This window comes from Paenibacillus alkalitolerans (assembly GCF_016482785.1).
Classification (GTDB): Bacteria; Bacillota; Bacilli; order Paenibacillales; family YIM-B00363; genus Paenibacillus_AE; species Paenibacillus_AE alkalitolerans.
Map to the genome: position 1 here is coordinate 136684 of NZ_JAEMXM010000008.1, position 13872 is coordinate 150555.

The following is a 13872-nucleotide window of genomic DNA, read 5'->3' on the forward strand; positions in this document are numbered from 1 at the left end:
ATCGGAAGAAAGGATATGAAGTCGATGTCCTTTCTTCCCTCTATTTTCAAAGGATCGCGAGGCTCAAAAGTTTGCGAAGAAAGGAGGAGAGCGGATGATCGCCGACCGTATCGGAGGAATTATCAGCATCTTGTTTGGAAGCGTCGCCATTTCGGAGGCTGTACGCCTGTATCCGTACCGCACCGACTATTTTGCGGGGGACCATGTTCTGCCCGCAGTTGTCGGAGCGCTGCTCGTATTGTTGGGGCTTCTGTTGGCCTTTGCGGCGGTAAAGGGAGAGAAGTTTGTCGCTACTTTTCCGGACAAGTCTACTGTGATCTCAATGCTTTTATCTTTCGGCCTGCTCTTTGTATATTGGGTGATTATACCGGTGTTGGGTTACGTTATCAGCACATTGTTGATTGCGATCGGGCTGTTTAAGGTGATGGGCGGCTTTCGCCTGATTAAGTCGGCCTTGTTCGGAGCGCTGCTGACTTCGGTCTTCTATATGATTTTTATTTATTGGCTTGGTATGTCATTCCCTAAAGGGATGTTCTATTAATTAACGGGGTGGAATATATGGAAGCTCTTTCGATGCTGTTAACGGGCTTTGGCGAAGCGCTGACACCCCTGAATATAGCGATGGCTATACTTGGGGCGCTCGTCGGAACGCTTGTCGGGATGCTTCCCGGACTCGGACCGACGTCAGCGATCGCGATACTGCTGCCGCTGACGACGGTTCTCGATCCGGTGCAGGGTATCATTATGTTGGCGGGAATATATTACGGCGCGATGTACGGAGGTTCAACGACCGCCATCCTTCTTAACATACCCGGAGAGGTGTCTTCGGTTCCGACGTGCCTGGACGGGTATCCGCTGGCGAAGCAAGGGAGAGGAGGAGCCGCGCTCGGCATTGCCGCCATCGCATCGTTTGCCGCCGGCATGATCGCCGTGGTCGGCCTTGTGTTCTTCGCGCCGGCATTGGCGGACCAAGCGCTGAAGTTCGGGCCGCCGGAATATTTCGCGCTTATGCTGCTCGCGCTCACCGTTATTGTGAATTTGGCGGGAAACTCGATCATCAAAGGCTTAATCATGGGTCTGCTCGGTTACTTGTTCGCTATGGTCGGGATGGGGCCTTCCGGCGGACAGATGCGGTTTACGTTCGGAAACGAATCGTTGATGGCCGGCGTCGAGATGATCAGCGTGATCATCGGTTTGTTCGCCATTGCGGAAGTGTTCAAAGGCCTTGAGGAAAAGACGGGTAAAATCTCTGTGGGTAAAATCAAAAATCCTTACCCGAGCGCCTCGGATCTGAAGCAAAGCTCCAAATCCATCGTTCGCGGCGGCTTGGTCGGATTTCTTCTGGGCTTGCTTCCAGGCTGCTCCACTGCGGTCTCTACCTTCCTGGCTTACGATCTGGAGAAGAAAATGTCGAAGACGCCGGAACGGTTCGGCAAAGGCGCAATGGAAGGGGTAGCGGCTCCGGAAGCGGCCAACAACGCGACAAGCTCTTCGGGCTTCATTCCATTGTTTGCGCTTGGCATCCCAAGCTCGCCGCCGCTTGCGATTTTGCTTGCCGGCTTAATGATCTACGGTCTGCAGCCGGGTCCCATGCTGTTTGAACAGAACGGCGGCTTCGTCTGGACCGTCATCGCAAGCATGTTTGTCGGCAATATCATGCTCCTTGTGCTCAACCTGCCTCTCGTAGGTTTGTGGGCAAAGCTTACCAGCATACCTTACAGCGTAATGGCGCCCATTATCCTGATTCTTAGCATCATCGGCACATATACGATAAGAAACAGCTTGTTCGACGTGTTGATAGCGCTCATCTTCGGCGTTGTAGGATATATTTTACAAAAGTACCGCTGGCCGGTCGTTCCGTTTATATTGTGCTTCATTTTAGGTCCGATGATGGAGCAATCGTTCGTACAGTCGCTGACCATGTCTTCCGGCAGTTTTGCGGTGTTCGTGAATCGTCCGATCTCGTTGTCGATCTTGGTTTTGGCTGCGATTCTGCTTGTCGTTTCCCTCATCCTGATCAGTCGCACCAAGCTCAAAGTGAAAGAAGCGGTCGGCGCCGATGCCGCTCTCGAAAGCTAAGCGGTTCGGAGGAATGCCGTTGCGACTTAGCTTTGGAAGGAGACAAGCTTCATGAATTACGGGACGGCCGATTATTGGAGAGCGACAGCAGCTCTTAGCATGGGATCCTTCCTTGTTTTCACCATTGTCTATTTGACTCAGCCTCTGCTGCCGCTCCTGGCCGAAGAATTCGCTTTAAGCGAAACGCAAGCGAGCTTATCGGTTTCGGTCGTGATGATGTGTATCAGTGCGGCCCTATTAGTATACGGACCGTTATCGGATGCCTTCGGCAGAAAGCCGTTAATGGTGCTCTGCATGGCCGGAGGGACCGTTTCAACGCTGTGCACCGCCTTTGTCGGCGACTATTCGCTGATGATCGTGTTGAGAGCGGTTCAAGGTTTGTGTCTGGCAGGAATACCTGCGCTGGCGATGGCTTACATGGGCGAGGAATTTTCGGAAAAAGCGTTGAGCGTATCTATGGGCATTAACATTGGGGCGAATACGATCGGCGGGATGAGCGGGCGCGTGCTTGGCGGGGTAATCGCCGACCACTTCGGGTGGCGGGCGTCGTTTGCGGTCATCGGGACGCTTGCGATCGTGCTGTTCGCTCTCTTTGTCTGGCTGCTGCCCGCTTCCCGCGCATTCCGGCCTATGCCGGTAACTTTGCGGTCGGCGGGTCTCGCATTGCTCGGTCATGTGCGCAACCCGCCGCTGCTCGCCGCGATGGTCGTCGGAGGGTTGCATTTTTTTGTATTTATCGGGTATTTCAACTATTTGACCTTCTGGCTGAGCGGGGAGCCGTTCCGGCTGTCCGCGAGCGCGATCGGGCTGCTGTTCTTTGCTTATTTGGCGGGGACGCTGGGCTCGATCCTATCCGGGAAGCTGTCCGATCGTTGGGGAAAGGCGCGCTGCGTCATGGCGGGCATTGCGATCTTCGCGGCAGGTCTGCTATTAACGCTAACAGGGCTGCTGGCGTTCATATTTGCCGGCCTCGTGTTAACCTGCTTCGGAGCCTTCTTCTCCCATTCCGCTTCGGCAAGCTGGGTGAACGCAAGGGCCGGGCAAGCCAAGGCGAGCGCAACAAGCTTGTATTTATTTTCCTATTATTTGGGCGGAAGTTTAGGAAGCTATTACTTGGGCTGGTTTTGGCAGCATTACCGGTGGACGGGCGTGGTTGGGGGTTCGCTGTTGATATTTATGCTGACAATGGCTCTTTCTTTATATCTCTATAAGGTTGAGAGGCCGCGGACACAAGAAAAACTCTTCTAGCCCTTGTAGTGTAACACCACGAGAGCGGAATGAATGGAGTGTGCGGCTGCCGAGCGGGGAGAGATTGAAGAGTGTAGCCATGAACGGGGACAGGGGAATAATCGTTGCCTCGCAATGAACTCTATAATTTAACGTTCCCATTAACGTCGGGAAGGTGACTAGGGCACGGCAGCGGCCTTCAAGTATTATCCGCCTGTCAGCTAATTATTGCAGGTTATCATGATTGGATGGCTTTACGGAGGAAGGCTTTGATCAATGGATGAACGATATTTTTCAATGCTGAACGTTCCGGTTGAAATAACGTCCCAATAAAGAAGGGATGCTGGTCAAGCTCCATAATGCGAACTTCACCATCAACGTCTGCTCCGGCAATGCGTAAGCCTGCTTCTTCTAATATAGGGCTAAATTCAGGATTCAAACCGTAATTACAAACCCCATACTGTTCATTAATCTCATGTGTTCCGTAAATATCCGTTACCTTTGATCCGGGCGTTAACTTAAAAGTGTGCGTCTTTTCACTGACCGAGCAAGTGAGAGGAGCAACTAATATCAATGAAGCCGAAGGGTTTTCCTCAGCGTGATCCGCTTCAGTAAGCCCCATGACATTCCTTGCAAACTCAATAATCATGTGCTGAAAACCACCGCATGTACCTAGAAAGGGAATCCGACGCTCGCGAGCAAACCGGATACCATTGAGAGCCCCCTGCATGCTGCGGTAAGGACTTGCAGGAACCACCCATAGTGCTTGATATTTGGAGAGCTTTTGTTCGAAATCTTGATCCAACGAAGGCGTTGGTACCCATTCGAAATGGCTTCGGACACCGATATTATCTGCCGCCAATTGAATTGCTCGAGGTATAGCCGCATGTGCTGCGACTTCCTCATCGTGATCGCCAATTAATCCGATGTTACACACATTTAGACATCCTCCCAATTTTTGTTAAAGCCTTAATAAATCAAATTTAAAGCAGCAATCACTTCAAATCAAGAATTAATTTCGCTGTGCTACCCTTCTCCCATTCAAGTTAAAAATTTATAAAAAAGGCTGATTTATTGGAAAGACCGATCAAGAGCGCCACTTCTATAATCAACTTGTTATCAATTTGAGGTACAAAGGAAGGGGAGCTCACTCAAATGAGAAAGACGATTGTATTACTATTGGCGATGGTGTTGGTCATTGCCTTGGCGGCGTGCGGTCAAGGCAACAGCGGAGCGGGAGGAGACAGCAAAGGTTACGTAGGAATTTCGATGCCTACGAAATCTTCCGAGCGCTGGGTGCACGACGGGGACAACATGGTGAAGGATTTCGAAGCTGCCGGCTATAAGACGGATCTCCAATACGGCGAAGACGTCGTAGAGAACCAAATCTCGCAAATCGAGAACATGATTACAAAAGGTGTCAACGTGCTCGTAATCGCGCCGATCGACGGCGAATCGATGACGAAAGTGTTGGAGAAGGCGAACAAAGCGGGCATCAAGGTTATTTCCTATGACCGCCTCATCCGCAAATCTCCTTATGTAGACTATTACGCAACGTTCGACAATTTCAAAGTCGGCGTCCAGCAAGCATCTTATATCGAAGAGAAATTAGGGCTCAAAGACGGCAAAGGTCCGTTTAACATCGAGCTGTTTGCCGGTTCTCCGGATGACAACAACGCCGGGTTCTTCTTCAACGGCGCGATGTCCGTGCTCCAGCCGTACATCGACAGCGGCAAGCTGGTCGTGAAGAGCGGTCAGACGAAATTCGAGCAAGCGGCGACGCTGCGATGGGACGGAGCGACCGCGCAAGCGAGAATGGATAACCTGTTGAGCGCCCACTATTCGAATGCGAAAGTCGATGCGGTTCTTTCTCCGTATGACGGAATCAGCATCGGTATTCTATCTTCCTTGAAGGGTGTAGGTTACGGTACGCCGGTTAAACCGCTTCCGATCGTAACCGGGCAAGATGCGGAATTGGCGTCGGTGAAATCGATCTTGGCCGGCGAGCAAACTCAAACCGTGTTTAAAGACACCCGGGAACTGGCGAAGAAAGCGGTGGAAATGGCTGAAGCGGTGCTGGAAGGCAAAGAAGCCGAAGTGAACGATACGGAAACTTACGACAACGGGGAAAAAGTCGTTCCTTCCTACTTGCTCGAACCGGTTTCCGTTGATAAGAGCAATGTGGAAGAAGTTCTTGTGAAGAGCGGATATTACACGAAGGAACAATTGGGGCTGTAACATAATGTAAGACGCAATACGCGGAATGATTTAGTGAGGCAGATGCTCCGCCGCTAAATCATTCCATTTCATTTCATACCGGAACGGGGTGAGGGAATGGCGGACATTATACTGGAGATGCGAAATATTACGAAGACTTTCCCCGGAGTCGTCGCGTTGGAAAACGTAAACTTCAAGGTTAAAGCCGGCGAAATTCACGCATTGGTCGGCGAGAACGGGGCGGGTAAGTCCACCCTGATGAAAGTGCTAAGCGGTGTGTACCCTTACGGTTCTTATACCGGGGATATTTTATTTAATGGGAAGCGCTGTGAGTTTAAAGACATTAAGCAAAGCGAGAGCCTTGGCATCGTCATTATTCATCAGGAGCTGGCGTTAATTCCCCAGTTGTCGATAGCCGAGAACATATTCCTTGGCAACGAGCAGGCGAGATGGAGCGTTATCGATTGGAATAAGACGACGGTGAAAACCGGGGAACTGCTGCGTAAAGTAGGCTTATCGGAGCCGCCGGAGACGCTTGTCACCAATCTCGGAGTAGGCAAGCAGCAGCTCGTTGAAATCGCCAAGGCGTTGTCCAAGCAAGTGAAACTGCTCATTCTGGACGAGCCGACGGCAGCCTTGAACGAGGAGGACAGCGAGAATTTGCTGCAGCTGCTGTTGGAGTTTAAGAAACAAGGAATGACCTCCATTCTCATTTCCCATAAATTAAACGAAATTTCCAAGGTGGCCGACTCTCTTACCGTATTGCGCGACGGCAAGACGATCGAGACGCTCGACATGCGCAGCGATCAAGTTACGGAGGACCGCATTATCAAGGGTATGGTCGGACGAGATTTAACTCAACGGTACCCGGTTCGCGAGCCGAACATCGGAGGCACGTTCTTTGAGGTGAAGAACTGGACCGTGTACCATCCGCTTCATCAAGAACGCAAAGTGATCGATAATGTGAATCTTACCGTACGCAAGGGTGAAATTGTCGGCATCGCAGGCCTTATGGGGGCGGGAAGAACGGAATTTGCAATGAGCGTCTTCGGCAAAGCGTACGGGAAGAAGATCACCGGAACGATCATAAAAGACGGCAAGGAAATCGAGCTTCCGAACATTCGGGCAGCGGTCGATCATGGACTTGCATACGTTACCGAAGACCGGAAACAGTACGGGCTCATTCTTATAGACGACATTAAGCGAAACATTGCATTGACGGGATTGGACAAACTTTCGCGCTATGCGGTTGTAAATGAAAATCAAGAAATCATGGAGGCGGAACGCTTCCGCGGCAAACTCAGAATCAAGACGCCGAGCATCCTGCAAAAGACGGTGAACTTAAGCGGCGGCAACCAGCAAAAGGTCGTACTCAGCAAATGGATATTTTCCGGACCGGACCTGCTGATCCTGGATGAGCCGACGCGGGGCATCGATGTAGGGGCTAAGTATGAGATTTATACGATCATTCATCAATTGGCGGCCGAAGGCAAAGGCATTCTTATGATTTCCTCCGAGCTGCCGGAAATTCTCGGCATGTGCGACCGGATCTATGTAATGAGCCACGGCCGGATCACGGGGCAGTTCAACAGAGAAGAAGCAAGCCAGGAAATATTGATGCGAAGCATGACGAAGGGCAGGGGGGCGGAACGATATGAGCACAATGGTCAAAATGCTGCGCAATAATGTCAGACAGTACGGGATGATCATCGCGTTAATTTTTATCATGGTGTTGTTTCAAATATTAACGGAAGGTATTTTATTGCAGCCGTTAAATATAACGAACTTGATTTTGCAGAACAGCCATATTCTGATTCTGGCGATCGGCATGGTGATGGTCATCATTACCGGACACATCGATTTGTCGGTAGGTTCGGTGGCGGCCTTTATCGGGGCGTTATCCGCGATCTTCATGGTACAGACCGGCATGCCGACAGTCGTTGCGGTTCCGCTTTGCTTGCTGCTCGGGGGGCTCATCGGAGCTTTCCAAGGCTTCTGGGTAGCTTACGTCAGAATACCGTCGTTTATCGTTACTTTGGCAGGGATGCTGTTATTCCGCGGCTTGACGATGGTCGTGCTCAACGGCCAGTCGATCTCGCCTTACCCGAACGGCTTTCAGCTGATAAGCTCGGGATTTATCCCCGATCTCTTCGGGGGCGGTTGGCTCAACCTGCTCACAATAATAATCGGACTCGTACTGTCGGCCGTCTATGTGTGGAAAGAGTGGCGCGTTCGAGCGTCGCGGCAAAAGTACGGCTTCGACGTATCGCCTGCCGGATTGTTTGCGGCCAAAATCGGGCTAATTGTTGTCGTCATCAACGTATTTACTTACGTATTGGCCCAATATGAAGGCATTCCGAACACATTGGTCATTCTTGCGGCGCTGATTTTGCTTTATTCGTTCGTGATGAACCGCACGGTGATGGGCCGCCATGTGTATGCGCTTGGGGGCAATGAGAAGGCGGCGGGTTTGTCAGGGGTAAAGACGAAGAAGGTAACGTTTTGGGTATTCGTCAATATGGGCATGCTCGCCGCATTGTCAGGTCTCGTCTTCGCGGCGCGCTTGAATGCGGCAACTCCGAAGGCGGGCAATCTGTTTGAGCTTGACGCGATCGCGGCCTGCTTCATCGGCGGCGCTTCCGCTTACGGAGGCGTCGGTACGGTGGGCGGCGCCATTATCGGCGGCCTCGTTATGGGTGTAATGAACAACGGGATGTCGATCGTCGGCCTCGGCATCGATTGGCAGCAAGCCATTAAAGGTCTTGTGCTGCTTCTCGCGGTCGGATTCGATATTTACAACAAAAACAAGACTGCATAGCTGGAATGAAGAAGGACTTCTTAAAAATGGCTTCCGCCTAACTCCGGCCGTAGGGTCAAATATTGACCTTATCCTCAGAAATAGAGTAAAAAATTGACCCTAAATCAAATCGGTGAAGTGCTTTTCGAGGCAAAATAAAGGCTTAGGGTCAATTTTTGAGCTCTAAGCCTTACAAACCGCACCGCTGGCATGGTCCGAGGGTCAAATAATGACCTTATTTGTATGAATAGGGTCACTTTTTGACCACATGCCGTTCAATACACGCAAGTATATTGCAGTTCATCTTCCGCCGGCGGCTCGAATATCGTTATCCACTCTTTCAGCATAGTCTCGGGGATACGGAAGATATTGCCGCTGCACGGGAGACCGACCATCAGATGCAGTGTCGCGATTACGCTCACCCCCAATCATTGTTCTACCATTTTCCTAACGCTTGCGCTGTAATAATGATAATCCCGAGCGCCCACACATACACCGCGAACAGCTTCAGCGAGCCTCTCTTCAAGAAGTCGATCATCCACTTGACCGCTATGTAACCGAAGACGGCGGAAGCGATTGTGCCGATGACAAGCGAAACCGCCGAAATTTCCGGCCCGGTGCCGTCAAGCAGCTTCACGCCTTGGAACAGGATACCGCCCGCAATGGCCGGAATCGAAAGCAAGAACGAGAAATACGCCGCCGTTTCCCGATCCAGCTTACGGATAAGAGCGCCTACGATCGTCAAACCGGAGCGGGAAATCGCCGGGAATATGGCTCCGGCCTGAAACACTCCGATCACAAGCGCATCGGTGTATGAAATGTCGGCCATCTTCTTCCGGCCGTTCTTGATGCTGTCCGAAAACCACAGAAATGTCCCCGTCACCAAAAACTCCCAACCGACGGTCACTCCTGTATTCGAAATATTTTCAAACAAATCTTCCAGCGAGACTCCGACAACTACGGCCGGTATCGTGCCGACAACCAGAAGTCCGGTTAATTTGCTGAACGGATTGCGAATGATCCGCACCAGCTCTTCGCGGTAATAAAACAAGACGGCGAACAGCGTCCCGATATGGAGCATCGTATCCAGAAACAGCCCCGCTTCATTCAAGCCGAATGCGTGCCGGCCCAAATACAAGTGTCCTGTACTGCTAATCGGCAAAAACTCGGTAAGTCCTTGAATGAGACCTAGTATAAACGCTTCCAACGACGTCATGATTCAACCTCGATTATTGTTAATATTTGGCGGGTTTCGATAGATTCCGGTCTATGAAATCGTATCATAGTCTATTCGGCTGCACCATATTTATTCCTACTCATTTTTACGTTAGTATATTGACGGATTTTAATGCGTGTGAGATTATGTAACATAGTTTAGAGCGCAATGTCTGCATCATTACAGGCCAATTGTAAACATTGCTGACAATTCGGAGGGGAAACCGTGAAGAAAATTGAAGCGATTTTAAGACCGGCAAAGCTTCATGACACGATAAAGGCGCTTCATTCTATCGGCGTTACGGCATTTACGGTCAATCAAGTCGTCGGGCGCGGGCAGCAGAAAGATACGAGCGGCATATACCGCGGACAAAACTACAAAGTAAGCCTGCACCCGAAAGTGAAGCTGGAAATTATCATTTCCAATTATATGGTCGACCGCACCGTTGAAGCGATCGTAAAGTCGGCGCAGACGGGCGAAGCGGGCGACGGGAAAATTTTCATATCGACAGTGGAGCAAGCAATCAATATTCGAACAGGTCTGACGGACGAAACGATCGACGAGTTACAGCCTGCGCGGGAGGATGCATAACGGATGGAAGCTATTCATATCAATACGGTTTGGGTCGTTCTCGCCGCGGCGATGGTGCTGTTTATGGAAGGCGGGTTCAGCTTGCTGGAAGCCGGCCTTGTGCGCACAAAGAACGCGGTTAACGTTACGATGAAAATATTCGTAGATTTGACGGTGGGCGCGCTTGCTTTCTGGACGATCGGTTTCGGACTTATGTTCGGAGCTGACGCCGGCGGTATCTTCGGAACCACTTTATTCGGTTCTCCGGAAGCGATCGAGCTTTCGATCGACCTTCCTTCGGCGGCTTACGTACTGTTTCAGCTTGGATTTGCGGTGGCGTGCATCTCCATAGTCTCGGGAGCCGTTGCCGAACGTATGAATTTCAAGGCGTATATCATCGTAGCGGCTTTAATTGCAATGGTGCTGTATCCCGTCTCGGGCCACTGGGTTTGGAATCCGGACGGCTGGTTGGCGCAGATGGGCATGAAGGATTTCGCCGGATCCGCCGTTATTCACGCGCTTGGCGGGTCCGCCGCTCTGGCGATCGCTTGGGTATTGGGCCCGCGCAAGGGCCGCTATTCGGACGGCAGCGTGAATGTCTTCGCTCCGTCGAACATTCCGTTGGCATCGTCGGGCGTGTTTATTCTGTGGTTCGGCTGGTTCGGATTCAATGCGGGCAGCACGCTTAGCGCCGGGGATGCCGCTCTGTCGACCATCGCTCTGAACACGATGCTGGGCGCGGCCGCGGGCGGAACGTCTTCGCTGCTGTTCACCATGTTTCGCTTCGGCAAATCCGACCCGAGCATGGTCATGAACGGCGTTCTTTCCGGTCTCGTTGCGGTCACCGCGGGCTGCGCATATATCAATCAGGGCCAGTCGATCATCATTGGCCTTATTGCCGGGATTATCGTTATCGGAGCTACGCTCCTTGTCGACCGCATCAAAGTCGACGATCCGGTCGGCGCGGTCGCCGTGCACGGCTTCAACGGAGTGTTCGGCACGATCGCCGTCGGTTTGTTCGATACCGAGGCGGGGCTTCTAACGACTGGACAAGCTTCGTTGTTGGTTGCTCAAACCGTCGGCGTGCTGGCAATCTGCATCTGGGGATTCGCCGGTGGAGCCGGCATCGCATATATCGCGAAAGCGACGGTGGGATTGCGCGCTTCGGCCGAAGAGGAAGAAGAAGGGCTTGATATGGCGTATCACGGCATTCCGGCCTATAACGAGCTGGACCGTTTCTCCGAAACGACGAAAGCTTTGTACGATTTCGAAATGTCTACGGGCGTCACTATTAAGCAGGCGGATCCGTTCACGACGGCGAAACCGACTGGAACGGCATAAGTGTATATGGGTATTCAAGGACCGTGCGGAAAGAAACCGTTCGGGCAAATTTTGCCGAACGGTTTGTTTTCTAATGAACAGTGCAGAAAATAATTTCGCACGGTTCTTATTATTTTAATGTACTGCACACTGGGATGCTAAGTATTCTTCAATACTGCGCCGAGCTTGTCCAGCATGAGCGTCGTCCCGTGCTCGCGTTGCGCCGGCGTGTCATGGCCGTCGAAGAAGGCGCCCTGCTCGGTGTAGATCATCAGCGTTCCGCCGCCCGAAGGCTTGAACTCCACCGTCGTCACCGAAACCGATATCCGGGTGTCGCCCATGTCCAAGTTATAGGTATACACGATGCGCTCGTCCGGCATAATCTCCTGATAGCATGCGTCGAAGGTGTAGACCGGGCCTCCCGGCGGTCCGCCGCGGTTCAATTCCCGCCCGCCGACTCTGAAGTCGAACTCGTCGGCCTTCGGGAACCATAGGGCCTTCGCTGCCGGGTCTGCCCAGGCTGCGAACACTCGCGCGGGCGAAGCGTCAAACTTCTTCTCGATGACGAAGGTGTCATGCGTTGCGAATGTTTCGTTCATGATTCAATCCTCCATTGGCGGGTGATTGGCAAGGATGCCGCCAAGCGTGTCGAGATGGCGCTCCATGCTTGTCCGCCGTTCGGTGAAATATTTTTCGTGGCTCTTTCTCATCGTTGCTAACAGTTTCGTGAAATCTCCGACAGTCAATGGTTCTTTCTTTCGCATCTGGCCCGATACATTTTGCAATTCCTTTAGAAGCTTTTGTTGGAGCCTTATGTTTTCTTTAATCCGGGAAATTTGCAGCGAAACGATCTCTAACGGACTGTAATTATCAGATGCTAGAACGGATCTGACCTCCTCTAGCGATAAACCTAATTCCTTCAGTGACAAAATTTGCTGCAGGCGTGAAATGTCGGATTCGTTATACAGCCTGTGACCGGAATCGGAATAGCCGGATGGGGACAACAGGCCGATTTGATCGTAATACCTCAATGTTCGAACCGTTAATCCCGTCAACTTCGCAAGCTCTCCAACTTTCCACCGTGATTTCATGATCATCTCCTTTCGTTGCGCCAGCTGTTTACCGGTAATTCCAGTCTACAACATTACGTAACGTAAGGTTCAAGCCTGCAAAATAAAGTTTTTTGTCAAGCCGGACAGCCTTGTTTTTACGCTGATTCCCCAACCGAACATAACCTCATCACTGACGATTTCCGCCCGTATCGTGTTCAAGCCGGCCTGCCAGCGTATGGGGACGCTTACATGGTCGAAACGAATCCGACCATCCGTTGCTTTCCCCGAAGAATGCCATTTCCACTCCCCTTTGAAAAACTCTGTTTCGTTTACCCACAACCGCAGCCTGTCACTGAAACCGAAGCTCAGCAGCGATTCTTTTTCTTCCGAAAGGTAAAACGAACATTTCGCTTGAACGGCGGCGCCTTTTGCAGAAGTGTAGAGTCTGTTTAAATTGAGTGTTCCGTTTTCCTCGACTTGAGCTGCAATCCACGGTACTCCGGGTACGATTCCATCTTTAATATTGTACGGTTTGGATACCATCCATTCCGTTATTAGTGTTTCATCTGCTAGCTGCATCGGTGCCGGGGCATTTTCAAATAATCGGGAATTGGGTTCTTCGATTTTCTCTACCGACAGATTGCGAAGGTAACTCGAAGAGCTGCCCCACACGCCGATTTTTCCTCCCAATACACTTCCATGCATAAGGTTGGGAATGACAAGCTTTGGTGCTGCATCTTCACCAATGTATACAGTGACACGGTTTGTCTCAACTTTTAATGAAAGCTTGACCCATTCTCCGGAAGGTACCGGCGCCAGTGCTTGATAACGGGGGCCGTGATATATTTGCCAAGTGCTGGACCCGTTCATGACCGGATCGTATTGGACATTCGGCAAATTCCATTCATTGTCCGCCGAAACGTAAACCAATTCGAAATTGTTTGAATCGGCAGCTCCAAAGACAAGACCGGCAAAGCTCTCAGGCGTGCAGGCTATCTCTGCCCGCAGAAGAAAACAGTCCATAGTTAACGGTTCGCGAAGCAGCACGGGATAGCAATGTCCGCCTTCAAACCGCAATGCGTCACAACCGCGCCATACCCCTAACTCCGCACCGGATTTCCCCAAGTCAAACTGATGTAAGTCGTCGATAAAATTCCATTGCAATTTGGACATGCGGCTACACCTCATTTAAATTACTTTTGAGCTTATTATACAGAACATATGTTCCCTAGTAAAACAATAACTTCACTTTATGAAACTAATCGGGGCGCAATAGGCGAAATACAAGCAATAGCCTCAAAAAATGAAATTATTCACGCGTAAGAAGCCGAAAAGCAGGCAGAGTCCGATAAATAACTTCAAAGAATGAAATTATTCAGCCCAAAGCGGCGCGA

General features: G+C 51.1%; 14 protein-coding genes. 8 read left to right on the forward strand and 6 right to left on the reverse strand.

Annotation, left to right across the window (positions count from 1 at the left end):
* The first annotated feature begins 94 nt into the window (after positions 1-94).
* The 3 genes from JET16_RS14865 to JET16_RS14875 are packed head-to-tail and all read left to right on the forward strand — an operon-like array spanning position 95 to position 3327.
* On the forward strand, positions 95-541 hold the full coding sequence (locus JET16_RS14865) for a tripartite tricarboxylate transporter TctB family protein (RefSeq protein WP_199617074.1): 447 nt from the start codon (positions 95-97) through the stop codon (positions 539-541).
* A gap of 17 nt (positions 542-558) precedes the next feature.
* The gene (locus JET16_RS14870; RefSeq protein ID WP_199617076.1) at positions 559-2079 is read left to right on the forward strand and encodes a tripartite tricarboxylate transporter permease; all 1521 of its coding nucleotides are present in this window, start codon (positions 559-561) and stop codon (positions 2077-2079) included.
* Positions 2080-2130: 51 nt separating this feature from the next.
* Complete coding sequence (locus JET16_RS14875; RefSeq protein WP_199617077.1) at positions 2131-3327, forward strand: MFS transporter; 1197 nt, start codon at positions 2131-2133, stop codon at positions 3325-3327.
* 217 nt (positions 3328-3544) lie between these two features.
* On the opposite strand, the gene JET16_RS14880 is transcribed toward JET16_RS14875, so the two are convergent.
* Complete coding sequence (locus JET16_RS14880) at positions 3545-4243, reverse strand: CTP synthase C-terminal region-related (seleno)protein (protein WP_199617079.1); 699 nt, start codon at positions 4241-4243, stop codon at positions 3545-3547.
* A gap of 218 nt (positions 4244-4461) precedes the next feature.
* Between JET16_RS14880 and chvE the strand changes: the two genes are divergently transcribed.
* From chvE to mmsB, 3 genes are all read left to right on the forward strand, one after another.
* Positions 4462-5544: a multiple monosaccharide ABC transporter substrate-binding protein gene (gene chvE / locus JET16_RS14885; protein ID WP_325176697.1), complete on the forward strand. Its 1083-nt coding sequence runs from the start codon at positions 4462-4464 to the stop codon at positions 5542-5544.
* Between the two features lie 96 nt (positions 5545-5640).
* Positions 5641-7209: a multiple monosaccharide ABC transporter ATP-binding protein gene (gene mmsA, locus JET16_RS14890; RefSeq protein WP_199617081.1), complete on the forward strand. Its 1569-nt coding sequence runs from the start codon at positions 5641-5643 to the stop codon at positions 7207-7209.
* On the forward strand, positions 7178-8341 hold the full coding sequence (gene mmsB, locus JET16_RS14895; protein ID WP_199617082.1) for a multiple monosaccharide ABC transporter permease: 1164 nt from the start codon (positions 7178-7180) through the stop codon (positions 8339-8341). Before mmsA ends, mmsB begins: the two co-directional genes overlap by 32 nt.
* Positions 8342-8595: 254 nt before the next feature.
* Here mmsB and JET16_RS14900 read toward each other — a convergent pair whose 3' ends face one another.
* Positions 8596-8748 carry a hypothetical protein gene (locus JET16_RS14900; protein ID WP_199617084.1) on the reverse strand — a complete coding sequence of 51 codons (153 nt, stop codon included), beginning with the start codon at positions 8746-8748 and terminating at the stop codon, positions 8596-8598.
* A gap of 8 nt (positions 8749-8756) precedes the next feature.
* On the reverse strand, positions 8757-9536 hold the full coding sequence (locus JET16_RS14905; RefSeq protein WP_199617086.1) for an undecaprenyl-diphosphate phosphatase: 780 nt from the start codon (positions 9534-9536) through the stop codon (positions 8757-8759).
* 225 nt (positions 9537-9761) lie between these two features.
* Here JET16_RS14905 and JET16_RS14910 point away from each other — a divergent pair, with 225 nt between their 5' ends.
* A complete protein-coding gene (locus tag JET16_RS14910; RefSeq protein ID WP_199617088.1) occupies positions 9762-10127 on the forward strand; it encodes a P-II family nitrogen regulator in 366 nt (121 codons plus the stop codon).
* A 3-nt stretch (positions 10128-10130) separates the two neighbouring features.
* Complete coding sequence (locus tag JET16_RS14915; RefSeq protein ID WP_199617090.1) at positions 10131-11447, forward strand: ammonium transporter; 1317 nt, start codon at positions 10131-10133, stop codon at positions 11445-11447.
* A gap of 137 nt (positions 11448-11584) precedes the next feature.
* Here the strand turns inward: JET16_RS14915 and JET16_RS14920 are convergent, their stop codons facing one another.
* The 3 genes from JET16_RS14920 to JET16_RS14930 form a co-directional block, all read right to left on the reverse strand.
* Positions 11585-12025 (reverse strand): SRPBCC family protein, encoded by a 441-nt coding sequence (locus JET16_RS14920; protein WP_199617092.1) that lies wholly within the window; start codon positions 12023-12025, stop codon positions 11585-11587.
* A gap of 3 nt (positions 12026-12028) precedes the next feature.
* The gene (locus JET16_RS14925; RefSeq protein WP_199617094.1) at positions 12029-12517 is read right to left on the reverse strand and encodes a MerR family transcriptional regulator; all 489 of its coding nucleotides are present in this window, start codon (positions 12515-12517) and stop codon (positions 12029-12031) included.
* 69 nt (positions 12518-12586) lie between these two features.
* The gene (locus tag JET16_RS14930) at positions 12587-13651 is read right to left on the reverse strand and encodes a hypothetical protein (RefSeq protein WP_199617096.1); all 1065 of its coding nucleotides are present in this window, start codon (positions 13649-13651) and stop codon (positions 12587-12589) included.
* Between the last annotated feature and the right edge of the window lie 221 nt (positions 13652-13872).

Bases quoted from the DNA above. Each gene is read 5' to 3' on its own strand.
- JET16_RS14865 (WP_199617074.1), top strand. From the start codon at position 95: ATGATCGCCGACCGTATCGGAGGAATTATCAGCATCTTGTTTGGAAGC.
- JET16_RS14870 (WP_199617076.1), top strand. From the start codon at position 559: ATGGAAGCTCTTTCGATGCTGTTAACGGGCTTTGGCGAAGCGCTGACA.
- JET16_RS14875 (WP_199617077.1), top strand. From the start codon at position 2,131: ATGAATTACGGGACGGCCGATTATTGGAGAGCGACAGCAGCTCTTAGC.
- chvE (WP_325176697.1), top strand. From the start codon at position 4,462: ATGAGAAAGACGATTGTATTACTATTGGCGATGGTGTTGGTCATTGCC.
- mmsA (WP_199617081.1), top strand. From the start codon at position 5,641: ATGGCGGACATTATACTGGAGATGCGAAATATTACGAAGACTTTCCCC.
- mmsB (WP_199617082.1), top strand. From the start codon at position 7,178: ATGAGCACAATGGTCAAAATGCTGCGCAATAATGTCAGACAGTACGGG.
- JET16_RS14905 (WP_199617086.1), bottom strand. From the start codon at position 9,536: ATGACGTCGTTGGAAGCGTTTATACTAGGTCTCATTCAAGGACTTACC.
- JET16_RS14915 (WP_199617090.1), top strand. From the start codon at position 10,131: ATGGAAGCTATTCATATCAATACGGTTTGGGTCGTTCTCGCCGCGGCG.
- JET16_RS14920 (WP_199617092.1), bottom strand. From the start codon at position 12,025: ATGAACGAAACATTCGCAACGCATGACACCTTCGTCATCGAGAAGAAG.
- JET16_RS14925 (WP_199617094.1), bottom strand. From the start codon at position 12,517: ATGAAATCACGGTGGAAAGTTGGAGAGCTTGCGAAGTTGACGGGATTA.
- JET16_RS14930 (WP_199617096.1), bottom strand. From the start codon at position 13,651: ATGTCCAAATTGCAATGGAATTTTATCGACGACTTACATCAGTTTGAC.